The organism is Reticulibacter mediterranei, from assembly GCF_016587455.1.
The window spans coordinates 4,699,116-4,713,743 of sequence record NZ_BNJK01000001.1 but is presented as its reverse complement, the minus strand read 5'-3'; the positions used below and the strand labels follow the sequence as shown (position 1 = coordinate 4,713,743).

General features: G+C 52.3%; 17 protein-coding genes. 11 read left to right on the top strand and 6 right to left on the bottom strand.

Annotated features, from left to right (window positions below; genetic code table 11):
- The first annotated feature begins 25 nt into the window (after positions 1-25).
- The 5 genes from K3T83_RS20295 to K3T83_RS20275 all read left to right on the top strand — a co-directional run bounded on the left by K3T83_RS20295 (position 26) and on the right by K3T83_RS20275 (position 4,168).
- Positions 26-1,111, top strand: a complete 1,086-nt coding sequence (locus tag K3T83_RS20295; protein ID WP_220204765.1) for a substrate-binding domain-containing protein — start codon at positions 26-28, stop codon at positions 1,109-1,111.
- A gap of 208 nt (positions 1,112-1,319) precedes the next feature.
- Positions 1,320-1,733: a hypothetical protein gene (locus tag K3T83_RS20290; RefSeq protein ID WP_220204764.1), complete on the top strand. Its 414-nt coding sequence runs from the start codon at positions 1,320-1,322 to the stop codon at positions 1,731-1,733.
- A 54-nt stretch (positions 1,734-1,787) separates the two neighbouring features.
- Positions 1,788-3,128, top strand: coding sequence for a metallophosphoesterase family protein (locus K3T83_RS20285; RefSeq protein WP_220204763.1), 1,341 nt, complete (start codon positions 1,788-1,790; stop codon positions 3,126-3,128).
- A 93-nt stretch (positions 3,129-3,221) separates the two neighbouring features.
- A complete protein-coding gene (locus K3T83_RS20280; protein WP_220204762.1) occupies positions 3,222-3,710 on the top strand; it encodes a DUF4395 domain-containing protein in 489 nt (162 codons plus the stop codon).
- Positions 3,711-3,715: 5 nt separating this feature from the next.
- A complete protein-coding gene (locus K3T83_RS20275) occupies positions 3,716-4,168 on the top strand; it encodes a thioredoxin fold domain-containing protein (RefSeq protein ID WP_220204761.1) in 453 nt (150 codons plus the stop codon).
- A 103-nt stretch (positions 4,169-4,271) separates the two neighbouring features.
- Here K3T83_RS20275 and K3T83_RS20270 read toward each other — a convergent pair whose 3' ends face one another.
- From K3T83_RS20270 to K3T83_RS20255, 5 genes are all read right to left on the bottom strand, one after another.
- Complete coding sequence (locus K3T83_RS20270) at positions 4,272-5,198, bottom strand: CopD family protein (protein ID WP_236065124.1); 927 nt, start codon at positions 5,196-5,198, stop codon at positions 4,272-4,274.
- A 28-nt stretch (positions 5,199-5,226) separates the two neighbouring features.
- Positions 5,227-5,922: a copper resistance protein CopC gene (locus tag K3T83_RS56310; RefSeq protein ID WP_236064941.1), complete on the bottom strand. Its 696-nt coding sequence runs from the start codon at positions 5,920-5,922 to the stop codon at positions 5,227-5,229.
- 290 nt (positions 5,923-6,212) lie between these two features.
- Positions 6,213-6,926 carry an SCO family protein gene (locus tag K3T83_RS20265; protein WP_220204759.1) on the bottom strand — a complete coding sequence of 238 codons (714 nt, stop codon included), beginning with the start codon at positions 6,924-6,926 and terminating at the stop codon, positions 6,213-6,215.
- A gap of 24 nt (positions 6,927-6,950) precedes the next feature.
- Positions 6,951-7,337, bottom strand: coding sequence for a cupredoxin domain-containing protein (locus K3T83_RS20260; protein WP_220204758.1), 387 nt, complete (start codon positions 7,335-7,337; stop codon positions 6,951-6,953).
- A gap of 239 nt (positions 7,338-7,576) precedes the next feature.
- Positions 7,577-7,780 (bottom strand): hypothetical protein, encoded by a 204-nt coding sequence (locus tag K3T83_RS20255; RefSeq protein ID WP_220204757.1) that lies wholly within the window; start codon positions 7,778-7,780, stop codon positions 7,577-7,579.
- A 157-nt stretch (positions 7,781-7,937) separates the two neighbouring features.
- On the opposite strand from K3T83_RS20255, the gene K3T83_RS20250 reads away from it, so the two are divergent.
- Positions 7,938-8,903 (top strand): hypothetical protein, encoded by a 966-nt coding sequence (locus tag K3T83_RS20250; RefSeq protein ID WP_220204756.1) that lies wholly within the window; start codon positions 7,938-7,940, stop codon positions 8,901-8,903.
- 124 nt (positions 8,904-9,027) lie between these two features.
- Here the strand turns inward: K3T83_RS20250 and K3T83_RS20245 are convergent, their stop codons facing one another.
- The gene (locus K3T83_RS20245) at positions 9,028-10,224 is read right to left on the bottom strand and encodes a M20 metallopeptidase family protein (protein ID WP_220204755.1); all 1,197 of its coding nucleotides are present in this window, start codon (positions 10,222-10,224) and stop codon (positions 9,028-9,030) included.
- A gap of 306 nt (positions 10,225-10,530) precedes the next feature.
- Between K3T83_RS20245 and ada the strand changes: the two genes are divergently transcribed.
- The 5 genes from ada (at position 10,531) to K3T83_RS20225 (ending at position 14,625) form a co-directional block, all read left to right on the top strand.
- Positions 10,531-11,598 (top strand): bifunctional DNA-binding transcriptional regulator/O6-methylguanine-DNA methyltransferase Ada, encoded by a 1,068-nt coding sequence (gene ada, locus K3T83_RS20240; protein ID WP_220204754.1) that lies wholly within the window; start codon positions 10,531-10,533, stop codon positions 11,596-11,598.
- A 131-nt stretch (positions 11,599-11,729) separates the two neighbouring features.
- Positions 11,730-11,861 (top strand): hypothetical protein, encoded by a 132-nt coding sequence (locus K3T83_RS57255; RefSeq protein ID WP_268963470.1) that lies wholly within the window; start codon positions 11,730-11,732, stop codon positions 11,859-11,861.
- Between the two features lie 33 nt (positions 11,862-11,894).
- Positions 11,895-12,881 (top strand): drug/metabolite exporter YedA, encoded by a 987-nt coding sequence (gene yedA, locus K3T83_RS20235; RefSeq protein ID WP_236064940.1) that lies wholly within the window; start codon positions 11,895-11,897, stop codon positions 12,879-12,881.
- A gap of 2 nt (positions 12,882-12,883) precedes the next feature.
- A complete protein-coding gene (locus tag K3T83_RS20230; protein WP_220204753.1) occupies positions 12,884-13,726 on the top strand; it encodes a GNAT family N-acetyltransferase in 843 nt (280 codons plus the stop codon).
- Between the two features lie 284 nt (positions 13,727-14,010).
- Complete coding sequence (locus tag K3T83_RS20225; protein WP_220204752.1) at positions 14,011-14,625, top strand: GNAT family N-acetyltransferase; 615 nt, start codon at positions 14,011-14,013, stop codon at positions 14,623-14,625.
- Positions 14,626-14,628: the final 3 nt, after the last annotated feature.

Genomic DNA, 14,628 nt, shown 5'->3' with positions numbered 1-14,628 from the left:
CATTTGATCGTGTGGAGTTTCGACAATGAGCACGTGGTTCATCATCACTGGCACAATTCTACTGATCGTGTTGACAGTTGCCGCCAGCTTTACGGCGGCACGCTATGCCTTCAAATTTACGCGTCCGAAGCGAAAAGTGCCTTTGATCATCCTAAGTTCTGGCATCATCCCTATTACCCTCATCATTATTATTGCTTCCGCCCTCTGGCCTCGCGCCTGTACCTCCTGGCCGCTCAGTGGAGAATATCACTGCGAACAAGGGGCGATCAAAGTAGGAGGTTCAACTGCCCTCCAACCCCTCTTGCTGACAATGGAAGATCACTATATCCATAATCCAAAGGGAGAGTGTACGGAAGCAAGCATCACCGTTCTTAATGAAAAAAGCGATCCAGCCGTGAGCGGCAGTCGCGATGGCATTGACCTGCTAATGAACAATAGTATTCAGATTGCCTCGTCGGATATCTTTATGGAAGATTTTGTCGGGCATGCACGCGCCCAGGACTACCGCAACTACGAGGTTGCCGCTGTTATCTACGTGGTCATCGTCAGCAAAAAGGGAGTCGCAGCAACTGATATGCCAGGTAATCTCAGCACGGGAGACCTGCAAAAGATCTTTGGGCGGGGAGGCAAGCGAGCAACAACCTGGGGCGAGGTTGGCGGACCAGCAACCATCCCAATCGTTCCATTCATACGAGACGCCAATTCAGGGACACAGCGTACCTTTCAAGCATTTGTGCTAAATGGCGAGACCAGCGTTCCCCAGGCCGAGACCCGCAACTCTCCTGACGAAATGCTCTCAGCAATCCGCGACACAATCGGCGGTATCGGCTATGTCTCGTTATACGATTGGATGCATACAGACCAACAGGGCTTACAGGCGGTTCGCATTAATGGGCTATCGGCAGAAGAGGAGAATATTGTTACAAATACATATCCCTTCTGGAATATTGAGCATCTCTACCTCACTAACAACAATGCAGATAAGCTCTCGCAGGCATTCATCAACTATATAGGAGCGCCAGAGGAACAGGCAACGTTGAGAAATTACAATTATGTCCCAATCACTGCGCTACCAACAAACGTACTCGACACACGCTGCCAGCATCAATGATGTCCAACCAAAACTATCTGCCTCCTGCATTGCGTCTTGTCATTCCGTTTCACGCGCGCTATAGTAGGGTTGAAGTGTGGTTGCCCGATAGCTGAACGGCAAGGTTCCGCTATTTTTCACAGGAGAAAGAATAGTCTTTTAGAAGAACCAAGCTTCTCTGATGAAGAGAGAGACATGTTGCCATTTGGCAACATGGAGGAGTACGAAATTGGCTGGATTTGTGCTTATATTGCACTCATATAATGTTTATCTGGTGCTGGCCGTCGCTCTGATTACAGGCATCTGGGGACTGGTCCTCTATTTCAGAAGCCGCAAGGAGAAGGAGATGACAACCATTCCTCGCTCCTGGAGCATTTTGTTGCGCATTACCGCTGCCCTGGGCCTGTTGCAAGGACTCTTCGGCGTGATTATGGTTCTCTTCGGCCTGAAACCAGATGGTGGCACTGGCCTCTATTATCTACACTATGTCTATGGCGGAATTGTGGCGCTGATCATTCCTCTGGCCTATCTTTCATACACCACTGGTGGCAAGAATCCGCGCCGCGATGTTCTGATCTATAGTATCGCGCTGCTGATCCTGGTTGCTGCCGGCGTGCGTGCCTGGATGACCGGACCGGCATAATCAATAGCAATCATCACAATTTACCAATCTACAAGGTAGAGAGACGGGAATAGTATGCGTGCTTCCTTTATCCATTTCGCTGATACGCACCTGGGTTACGAGCAATATGGCGTTCGCGAACGTTTCAACGATTTCAGTCGAACGTTCTGGAATGTCACCGAGGAAGCGGTCAAGCGCAAGGTCGATTTTGTCATCATCGCCGGTGATCTCTTCAATAAACGCGCCATCGACGCCCTCACGCTGATCCACGCCATCGAAGGTCTGCAAAAGCTCAAGGATCACCACATCCCTGTAATCGCGATTGAAGGCAACCACGACCGCAGCTACTATCGTGAAGGCACCTCCTGGCTGCGCTTCCTCTGTTATCAGGACTACCTGATTCTGCTCGAACCCGCCGTACAGGATGGCGCGCCTGTGCTTGATCCCTGGGATCGCAGCACCATGATCGGCTCGTATGTCGATCTACTGGAAGGCCGTTTGCGCGTCTACGGTATCCACTGGCAGGGCGCGGGAACAGCTCGGGCAATGGAAGGCATGGCGCAGGCGTTAGCAGCGAAACGAGATGAAGAAGAGGCCGCAGGCATTGAGTATCGCCTCCTCACCATGCATACTGGCATTGACGGCATGGTTGCACGCATCCAGGGTCTTCCCACAATGGGACAGTTCGAGGCGTTACAGCCCTACATCAACTATCTGGCGCTGGGCCACGTCCACAAGCCCTACGAGTTCGCCGGCTGGATCTACAATCCTGGCTCAACCGAGACCTGTAGCGCGGAAGAACTGCAATGGCCCGACCGGGGCTTTTACTACGTCGAGATCGACACCGAGACACCGGAGCGCATTATCAATCCCCTGCAAAAAGAGCGCGTTCATCATGCCGAACACGTAGCCAGTCAGCGCCGACCTTTCGTGCGCCACGATCTGCGCGTGGATGGTCTCGACGAGCCGAACGCGCTCTATAGCCGTCTTGAAGAGTACTGTCAGCGCGAGAGTCAGAAATACGTACAGGACACAACGCGTCCCCTGGTCCTGGTCCATCTCGTGGGCACGCTCGGCTTCGACGCTGGCTCGCTCGATCAGAGCCACATGGAAGAGATCGTACGCCGCAGCTTTCAACCACTCTATGTCCGCGTGGACAACCATACCAACGATCAGGACTATGCTCCAGACGATGGCGATATCGATGGTCGCGACCGCTCTGTCTGGCACGAGTTAGAGCGCCGCATCTTCGAGGAACTGGTCGCGCGCGATAATCGCTATCTCCCCGCAAAAGAACAATGGAGTACGGTGCTGGCTCAGATCAAAGAACAGGCTTTGCGCAAAGATGATCCAACACAGATCGCCAATTTTCTCCGCGAGAAACGCGCCTCCCTGCTCAACAATGGGAATAAATGATCTGCTAACGGATGTTTTAAATCATACACAGGTTTATTCCTGTCAGTTATTATATTAATAACCCCGTTCTCACCATTCTGGAGGATCTATTTGATGAGTACTGCCTCGACTGTCTCTCAACCTCTCCACGTTGATGCTCATCTTTTGAAGTTTTCGCAAGGTGGCGTCGTCGTTCTCACCGCACTGGCCTTTATCTTTGCACAGCCCTGGCTGGTGGTGCTGGCGGCTCTCGCACTGGCCCTGAGTGCGCTGGTGCCAGCGGCAGGGCCATTTCGATTGTTGTACAAAGGAATTGTGCTGCCCCTCCATCTCTGGCAGCCACGCCCCGTTGAAGATGATCCTGCGCCACATCGCTTTGCTCAGGCCATTGGTGCCATCTTCCTGATCGCAGCCAGCCTCGTTCTTCTTCTTACCAGTCTATCCGCACTCGGCTGGACGCTCGATTTGATCGTCTTTGTGCTGGCCGGTCTGAACCTGACGGTTGGCTTCTGTGCAGGCTGCTTCGTCTACTACCATCTTGGACGCTTCGGCATTCTCCCCCGTGTGCGCTACGAGGGCGGTTTTCACTGGCGAGGAGTCTGAACGCGATGTCAGAGCTTCTCTTCCGTATTGTCATTGTCGCAGCGCTCGGCCTTTTCACCTGGCTGCTCATCTGGTCTGGCCGCCGCTTCGTCGCTTCTCGTCGCCAGCACGCGCTAGCGGCTGCTCCCTTAGCACCATCGCCACAAGATACAGGCCGCATACGCATCCTGGCATTTAGCAGCGATGATTGTCGTCAGTGTCATCAATTGCAGGAACCGGCCTTGCAGCGTTTGCTTACTCAGCGTGGCGAGGCTGTGTCGGTGGAATATATCGATGCTCCCACGACCCCCGAATTGACCCGCCACTATCAGGTGCTTACGGTGCCAACAACGGTCGTGCTTGACGCGACGGGCAAGGCACACGCCATCAATTACGGCTTCGCCAACGTCCAACGCCTGCTCGAACAGGTCGATGCAATCCTGACACCGAACAGCGATAGTATTGCCTCGAACACCTGACTATTGGCGCGTCCACGATCTATTCCAGGGGCATCTTGTGTATGGTAGGGGCGAGGACAAGCCATCGCTCCTACCATATTCGGGGCCATGTTTTCGCTCTTTTTCAGCTTTCGGGAACTGAGAGATTTATTGTGGTTTGGGCATCGTCAAAGCCTGTGCGATAGACCAGCAACGTCATTTTCCAGTGTCCCAACATGCCCAGAGCTATGCTGTTGACCATGTAATGGCCCGGTTGATCCGGCACTGGCATCAGATCCAACTCCTGCGTGCCCATATCCATATCCAGCATAGTAAAGCGCAAACGCACCCCATCTGCTTTCGTCAATGGCTGTCCGTTGCGCTCTTTCAATGACACCTCAAACGTATTCATGCCCACACGCCCCGGATTGACGACGAGGCTATAGATGAGGTCGTCCATCTTGCCCTGATAGACCAGCGGTGCGCTCCCACTCTGATTCGTACTCTTAACCGGTGCGCCCGGCGGCGGTGGACTCAAGCTGGTCAGCGCTCCCACGATCACCAGCAGCACAACAGCCAGTGCTGCTTCTACTCTGATCGATTTACCAAAAGTGGTCCGCACCTTTCCCGCCTCTGCAACATCCATCTCGCCATCAGCAGGTGCGACAAACGCACGCAATTGTGGACTGATACGCAGCAGGTGAAACGCGCCCAGAGCAAGCAGCAGCGCGAAGAGACCGATTTTGATAAGCAACGTTTGCCCATAGCTACTGCCCCAAAGTGCCTCCCACGAGCCAACATCGAACACAGCCTGGACCGTTCCCGTCACCACGAGCAACACGACGCAGCAAATCGCAACCACTGAGAAACGCGGCAACAGAGACGCCAGAAGTTGTGTGCGCTCTCCGCTTTCAGGCGCCAGTTTACCCACGCCTATTGGTAAGAGGATCGCCAGACAGAACACGCCACCAATCCAGAAACCTGTGCTGACAAGATGGATCAGGTCTAAGGGCAGCAACAGCCACGCCTCAGCTTTTGCCGCCGCATGAGCATCAAGCGAGGTGGTCGTCATGATCGCAATGCTGAGAAAGATGAGGGTGTTATAGAGCGTGCGGGGACGCTTCGCCCAGTGGAAGAGACGCCGCCAACTGAACAACATAACACCGCCAGTTGCGACAAGCAGGGCAACTCGTATCCACCAGACAACCCCAAAGCGGCTCTGAAACAGCAGATTGTTCAGTGCCATTGCCCACAATCTCCCAGGGCGCGCTGGCACTGGCAAAGGCGGCCTGATAGATCAAAAATGCCAGGGTCGCCACGAAGAGCAGGAGCATGCTGCCACCCATGATGCGTAGCGCCCCTTGCTCGACGCCGACATCCGCTTTATTGATTGCCGCGCCAACCTGTTCTCGCAACGAAACAAAGGTTGGACGCCAGACGAACAGAATAAACGCGACCGTTCCCAGTAAGAGGGCCATGCCCAGATAATTTAGCCAGCGCAGCCCGACACTCCAGGCGTTAAAATTGCTCTGTCCGCTCTGCACCTGAGCCACAAGCGCATCAGTATTGGTCGGCAAGGCACCAGCGCCAACAACGAAGCTGAAGGCACCTACCACATGATGCCCATCTTCGCTCGATATATTGCTAAACACAACCGTATATGCGGCATCTGGCAAATTGGGACGAACAGAGACGAGCAGCGAATACGAGTCAGCGGCGGCGTGGCTATCATTGAGATCGACGCGCTGCCTGGCCTGGTTATAGACCTTTAGATCGCTAAAACGTATATTTGCCAACCTGACGCTTTTCATGAGCAAATGTGGGACTGATTACAATTGTAACCAGAGCGAGAGCAATAACTAGAGAGATCCCGCTGCGACAAAATAATCTCTTCATTCTTCACCCTTCCTATTTCACAAGAAAAATCCACTTCAGGTATCCGAACCATCCCCGCTCGTGCATCTTCCAATAGATGACAAGAACACCCGATGGTTCTCAGATCCTACTCATAGGTAGACGAACTGTGGAGCTCTGTCATGAGGAGAGATACCTATTTTTGGCCGGCCTCCACCTGAAAAAAACATTATCACACAAGCAAACTCTCAAGATTTTTACTCAATTGCGAAGGCGTAAAATCGGCGGGGAGCATCACTCGTTCTCTTCCCTGCCGATCAATCAGATAGATAATCGCCATGTGGTTGAGCGCCTGCCCCTGAGCCGGGGTCTCCTTTTCCGCGTCGGTATAGATGTGATAGTCTTTCCAGACTGGTTGCAACTGCTCTTGCGTGCCAAGCAGGAAGTGCCAGTTTGCATAGGACGACAGACGATGGGCCTGAGAGAATTGTTGCGCGCTATTCGCCGTGTCGTTGGCAGGATCAACGCTCACCGCAAGCACAGCGATCTGCTCCACCTTCTTATGATCCAGGCCGGAGAGTACCTGCCGAAACTTTTCTGCCGCCAGCGGACACATATCTGGACAGTGTGTATACCAGAAGGTGAGCGCGACAACCTTACCTTTCAATTGCGACAGAGAGACCGCTTTCCCGTTTTGATCCTGCAACCGTAGATCAGGAGCAGGTACATTGCCCAGATCTGCCTGCGAAACGGCGGTTGTTGAGGGCTGAGTGGACATAGTATGCTGCATCTGCATCCCATCAGCACTCTCAGCACCACAGCCTGCAAGTAGCATAGCACTACTCAGGCCCAATAAAGAAAATAGCAACTTTCTTCTTGATGACAATATGTCAGAACGATAGTAGTTCTGATTTTTCTTTATCACGGCAATTGTTTTCAATTCCATATGTTTCCTCTTTTCAAATCGCGCTCACTTCACAGTGATGGCAAGATTCATACCTGGATGGACGGTACAGTACATTTGAAACGTGCCAGGATTGGTAAATGGGCCGATGCTTTGCTGCTGATTGGCGTTGGCAACGGTCACATTGATCTTGGGCGCACCAGCCTCGGTCTTTGCAATAGGCGTGTTCTCATCCCACGTCCCATTGGTGATGATATGCGTCGAACTGACCGTATCCACCAGCACAACAGACTGCCCCTGTTGAATAGTCACTGTCGTATCGATAAACGTAGACAGTCCCATACGCACCTGCGGGCCAGATGATTGCGCCGAATTATCCGCTATACCGCAGGAAGTAAGCAACATAGTTGCCAGTACGAGCAAACTGATAAAAGTAACGTACTTTCTTGTCATGCTCTTGTTCTCCTTTCTACAGATCTGCTCATCTCTGGGAAAAGTATAAAGTGCGGATATGTGTACGTCTATCCAGTAACAACCTGAAATATTCCGGCACCGCTTTTTGTCAGGCTCGTACCTTTCGTCGGGACATAGGGTATGTACTGAGGTGAGCATTTAACTCATCAATTAGCATGGCACACACAAAAATAGGGATTGATCCCCATATGCCTCACCTGAAAACAGAGACGAGTTGCTTAACCCGCCGTCATTACCTCTTCGTCGTTATCAACGTGATCTTCGCCAACGGCTGCACTCGCCGCCTTCTGCACCAGTTCCGTCATAGCGAGATCGTTGACGCAGGGAGGGATCACATCGCACGACTCAAACAGCGCATCCGCGCTGCGCTCATAGTACTGATAGATCTGATGACGAATCTGTTTGAATGTGTTAAGGTTCAAAGTGTAAGCGTCCTCTGCCTGGTTTTTCTTCTGTGCAAAGAACCTTACTTCATTCGGCAGTTTCTGGCAAGCCAGGGCTTCCTTTTTGCTTGAGATAGTCTTAAACGTCAATAAATAAAACCGTTACGGAAAACACGGTATAAAGCGAGGATATGCTATGCCTAAGAGAGACCGAGAAGGAATGACACCACCACAGGATGCAAAGAAATCGAAGCCAGATACGCTTAATCTTTTCAATCCAGAGCAACAACACGAAGAAAGGGGTGATCAAGGCTCCTCTAGCCCTGGTAGCCGGGAACTCAGCCCATCTGATGAAATCAAGCAGATTTTTGGCGGACAGAAAGATATTCCTAGAAGCTTAGGAGGTCGTAAACCTGAGGATTTAGAAGGACGAACCTTTACATCTGAGGGCACGTTTAGCACAGGTACAGGCTTCGATACGCCTGGTATAGAAGCTATGGCTCTTGCCAACGGCTTGAATCGTAAAATCATGCGAGACAGGCTTAAGAAATTAGTAGATGATACAGGCTCTTCCCAAGCAGATATTGCTAGAAAAGCGATTGAATCAAATAAAAGCATACAGCAAGTATACGACGAGATGAAAAAGTTTTACGATGATACAGGCATGCCATACAATCAAGCTCATGCTTTATCAATACAAGAGGGTATTCCTGTATCAGAAATATATCCCAGATACAAAAAAGTTAAAGATGATACAGGCTATTCTAAAGTATATATCAACGAAAAAGCGCTTGAATCAAATAAAAGTATAGAGCAAGTATACAACGAGATGGCAATATTTTACCAGAACACAGGCATGACTTATGATCAAGCATTAGCTTTATCAGCACAAGAAGGTATTCCTGAATCAGAAATGTATTCCAGATACAAAAAAGTTAAAGATGATACAGGCTATTCTCATAAATTTATTATAGATCAAACCAGGCCGTTCAATTTAGGTGGTGATACAACAGGAGCATATGGTTATAAACAGTTTTTTAATTTTGCGAAAGCCATAAAAGATGATACAAATCATTTCCGATGGGAAATAGAGGCTATGGCCCGCACTGAAAACAAGCCTTACGCTGAAGTGTATCAGCGCCTCAAAGAGCGGAACGAATAAAGATACGCCTTATCAAACATTTGGCTCTTCGCATGAAAAGTTTTTATAGATTCAGGTATAAATCTCGATCAAATAGAACAAGACGGGCTACGTAAGCCCGCCTTTTGATATTCACAAACATCGATTACGATCCTAGATAATCGAGCGTGGCACGGGTTAAGACCTCGACGCCAACTGGCAGCGCCTCTTCATCGATATTGAAGCGTGGATGATGATGGGGATACTCAGCACCTTTTGCCTCGTTGCGAGCACCCACGATAAAGTAGCAGCCCGGAACGGTATTGAGAAAGATCGCCATATCGTCGCTACCCGTCGTCATCACTTCCTCGCCGCTATCAACGTGATCCTCACCAACGGTCGCGCTCGCCGCCTTCTGCACCAGTTCGGTCATAGAGGGATCGTTAACGCATGGAGGGATCGCGTCGTTCCAGGAGATTTCACAGCCACCACCCATAGCCGTTGCAATCCCGTTCGCCACCTCAGCGACACGGCGCGCAAGATATTGCTGATGGTCTCTGGTGAAGGCGCGCATTGTTCCTAGCAGGGTCGCCTGCTCTGGAATAATGTTGAAGGCTGTCCCGGAGTGAACAGAAGCCACCGTGATAACCGCCGGGCTAAAGGGCGAGGTTTCGCGGCTGATCAGCGTTTGCAGCGCCAGAATAATCTGGGCAGAAATAACAATAGGATCAACAGCCGATTCGGGCATGGCTGCGTGTCCACCCTTCCCTTTGACAGAGATATCAAAGCGCTGCGCACCAGCAAAAACTGGACCTGAGCGCACGCCAACGCGTCCAATCTCATAGTTGCTGATCAGGTGCAGTCCAATCACGCCGTCCACCTGCGCCATCGCTCCCTGCTCCACCATTGGCTCGGCTCCGCCAACCATCTCCTCAGCTGGCTGAAAGACAAATTTGACATTGCCCTTCAACTCTGCACGTCGCTTGCTCAAAATATCGGCCACCGTCAACAGGATCGAGGTATGTCCATCATGTCCACAGGCATGCATCTTGCCGTCGATCTGCGAGCGATACTCGATATCGTTCTCCTCTAAGATGGGGAGCGCATCCATATCCGCACGGATAGCAAGCGTCTTTGCATCGGGTCCGCTGGCACCGCCGCGCAACAGGCCAACAACGCCGGTCTTCGCCACCTCAGTCTGCACCTCCAACCCCAACGCTTTGAGCCGTTGAGCAACAATACCAGATGTGCGCACCTCCTCAAATGCAAGTTCAGGATGTTCATGCAGGTCGCGCCGCATCGCAATCAAATCAGGGACGCGCTCATCAATCTCAGTTTTTAGATCCAGACGGAGATCAGACATTATTCCTCCTACACGCTATCGAGACCCCTCAGTCGCAAATACCGGGTCCAAATACAAACACACAAATACAGGGTCAAATACAAAGTTGAACGCACAACATCGAAGATGGAAGACAAATCGGCTGGGTGGCAAACCCCTCCAATGCTATAATACTATCATAGAGTCAGGCACGCCTTCAAACACCGCTCCCTCCACAGCAAATTACAGCGCAATAATCGGATAGTTGTTCGCCTCTATTTAGGCTATACTTTCATCAAGAAACACGAGAATCATCGTTTGAAGCAAGCAGAGAGGCAGGGGAAAGACATGATACTGCAAGAAGAAGAGTACTGGCAGGCGGTACAACAGAAAGATATTCATATGGATGGCGTCTTTGTCTATGCTGTTCGCTCGACAGGGATATACTGCCATCCTTCCTGCCCATCGCGACGCCCGAGACGCGAGCAGGTCGCGTTCTTCCCCTTGCCCGAACAGGCTGAGCAAGCAGGATTTCGCCCCTGTCGCCGCTGCCAACCAAACCAGACAACGACAGGCGAGGCACATGTGGACCTGATACAACGCATCTGTCGCTATATCGAGCAACACCTTGAGGAGCCTCTCACGCTGACAACGCTGGGCGAACAGGCCGGAATGAGTCCCTATCACCTCCAGCGCGTTTTCAAGCATATTATGAGCATTACTCCCCATCAATACGCCGAGGCGCAACGGCTCAAACAATTCAAAGAGCGTCTGAAAGAAGGTGAAACCGTGACAACCGCAATGTATGATGCTGGTTATAGTTCGACCAGCCGACTGTACGAACGCACGGCAACGCAATTAGGGATGACCCCAGTTGTCTACCAAAGAGGAGGGCATGGCATGTCTATTCATTATACTATCGTCGATTCTCCCCTGGGCCGCCTGCTGGTGGCGGGAACCGAAAAAGGCGTCTGCTCCGTCTGTATCGGCGAGGTGGATACGGATCTTGAGGCCGCCCTGTTCAAAGAGTATCCGGCAGCAGAGATCACACACGATAGCAGCATCCTTTCGGAGTGGGTCAACGCGCTGCTAGAGCATCTTCAAGGCCAGCAGCCACACCTGGCGCTACCGATCGATGTGCAGGCCACGGCGTTCCAGTGGAAGGTCTGGAAAGAGTTACAGGCCATCCCATATGGCGAGACCCGCTCGTATGGCGCGATTGCGCGTGCGCTCGGCGATACCAGAAAGGCACGGGCCGTTGCTCAGGCGTGCGCGACCAATCCCGTTGCTCTCGTTATCCCCTGCCATCGGGTTGTGCGCGAAAACGGCGAGGCGGGCGGCTATCGCTGGGGTCGCGAGCGCAAACAGCAACTCCTGCAACAGGAACGAGCCAGCGCCTTGCAACCCATCCGCTAAACTCATCTTACATTGGTGGGCCAGTCCGCATGGGCTGGCCCTTTATTGGCTGTAGGAATTCCACCAAACCTCGTTTACCATCTTTATATGCAAAGACATACATGTGCCTATCGCAAAAGGAAGGAAGGATCATGGAACTTATCGCTCTTTTGTGCGTTCTCGTGGTGTTTAATGTCGCTGCTCGGCTCTGGGGAGTTGATAGCCGCGATGGTATCCATAGTCATGAGTGGGAGATGCGGCAGGTCTGGCCCGGTTTTCATTGATGTGATATATTCTCTGTATGTCCGTATGTGGATTTGTCCATACTACCATTGCGGCGATGCTGCCCTTCACACGACATACAGGAAGAGAGGAACCCTATCACTCAGACCAATAGCATCCAACAAAACAGCTCCGCAGAGCAGGAAACATCCCCTACAACAAAAGCCCAGGAGCGCGTCGGCATTATTCTGGCATTGCTGGCGCTCTACCTTATCTGGGGTTCAACCTATCTCGGCATGAGCATAGCGCTCACAGGCTTCCCACCGTTTCTCATGAGCGGCATTCGCTTTTCGCTGGCTGGCATATTGCTCTTCCTTCTTCTACGTGTGCGCGGGAATCCGGCACCCTCCCGCGCACAATGGGGCGGGGCGGCAGTAGTCGGCACCTTGCTCGTGGTTGGCGGCAATGGCGGCGTCTCCTTCGCAGAACAGTGGGTCGCCTCCGGTCTGGCAGCAGTGGCGGTCGCGGCAACTCCTCTCTGGCTCACACTCATCATTGGCCTGATGGGTCGCTGGCCAGCGCGTGGAGAGTGGATAGGGCTGCTGCTGGGTCTGGCTGGCGTCTTTCTCCTCAATATGGAACATGGGCTATGGGCAAACCCCATAGGAGCTATCTCGCTACTGCTTGCCCCGATGTGCTGGTCGCTTGGCTCAGCGCTCAGCTCTCGCCTCTCCATGCCAACAGGGATGATGTCCAGCGCAGCCCAGATGGTCGCAGGTGGACTGATTACACTGTTGCTTGGTCTGTTGCTCGGCGAACGCATCACGCACTGGCCCGATCTCCGCTCGCTGCTGGCGCTGGGCTATCTGGTCTTGTTTGGCTCGATGATCGCCTATAGCGCTTATGGCTATGTGCTGCGCCATGTCCGTCCCGCGCTTGCTACCAGCTATGCCTATATCAATCCGGCGGTCGCGGTGCTGCTTGGTGCCCTGGTTGCAGGTGAGCGCATCACGCCCGTAGGTCTGTTTGCCATGCTGATTATTCTAACCGGTGTTGCGCTGGTCACACTCAGGAGAAAATAGGATTGCAATTAACCTTTCGTACAATCACCGAACAGGATATTCCAGTCGCCAGCGAACTATTGCTGGCTGCCTATGGCGGTCCAACCAGCAGCTTGCCTCGCTGCCTGCCCTTGCTGCCGAACGACTGGCTTTTCGCGCTCTCCAACGACAAACCGATCGGTATGGGTGGAGCGACGCACTACGGCCCGTTCAGCTTTATCGGCCTGATGGGAGTCTCCCCCACAGCGCAGAGACGTGGCATTGGACGAGCCATTATGGAAGAGCTATTGCGGCGCATTGAAGCGCATGGCTGTCCGACCGTTTTGCTGGACGCAAGCAAGGATGGAGCGCGGCTCTATCCACGTCTTGGCTTTGTGGAGGACGATGGGGCAATGCTCTTGCAGCGCGATAATATATTAGAGATAATGCCTCCACAGAATGAAGCAATCAACCAGTTGCAAGCATCAGACCTGCCAGAGCTTGTCGCTTTCGATGCCGCCTATTTCGGTGCTGCACGCGGCCACGTACTGGCGTCCTACCTGGCCGACGATCCGCAACGCGCCTTCATTGCTCGCGATCCAGGCGGCTCCATTACCGGCTTCTTGATCGCTCAGGAAGATATGTTAGGCCCCTGGATGGCGACAAATGTTGAGGTTGCCGAGCAACTCTTGAGCCGCGCCCAGGCCTTGCCCTTTGCAGGCGCACCACGAGCCATCATTCCAGTCAGCAATGAGGCAGGCATGCGTTTGTTGCATCGCTATGGCTTCAGAGAACAGCGCACGCTCGCTCATATGCGTCTGGGACCGTCCGTTCCCGGTCGGGATCGCAGACACATCTATGGACAGGCCAGCTTCGCCATCAGCTAATATGACGAACTGGCCCGAAAAGCTGAGCGTGTGACAAAATCTATCGATGCACCGTTTTATATTTGATGAACTCATCCGTCTCTCACATAGAGATCACCATTTGCAATTGTCGGGCATAAAGAGATGCTTATACATTGTTGTATAAAATAGAATGCAGATTTGATGAGTATAATGAAATAGGAACTAACCCTTCTTTTTTTTGTGTCTTTTATCAGGCCACAGGGCATGGAAAGCGCGCCCGACGACCAGTTCAATACATATTATAAGGAAATCACACTACCCACATGTTACGCATGAAAATCGAACCAACTACCTTAGAGGGACATGTCGTCTACCTGAAGCCGTTGAGCATGGACTACGTGGAAGATTTATATGAGGCGGCTCAAGATCCCTCCATCTGGCTCTATATGCCCACCAATCCCGGTCGTTCGCTGGCTGATATGGTGGCCTGGATTCGCGCTGCTCTGCGCGGCCAGGAAGAGGGAACCGACCTCCCTTTTGTGATCATCGACCGGGCCACCAATCGAGTTGTTGGTGCGACCCGCTATATGAACATCTCATCTAAAGATCGCGGTCTCGAAATCGGCTGGACCTGGCTGGCAAAAGAGGCGCGTCGCACTGGAATTAACACCGAATGTAAATACCTGCTGTTGCGCCACGCCTTCGAGACGCTGCGAGCCGTGCGCGTACAATTCAAGACCGATAGTCGCAACGAGATTTCGCAGCGAGCCATCGAACGTCTCGGAGCCGTCAAAGAGGGCATTCTCCGCAACCATATGGTGCTACCAAACGGCTTCTGCCGCGATTCGGTCTACTACAGCATTCTCGATAGCGAATGGTCCTCTGTCAAAGCTGGACTAGAAGAGAAGATGTTCCGCCCCGTTATGGTTGCGGTGTAACGT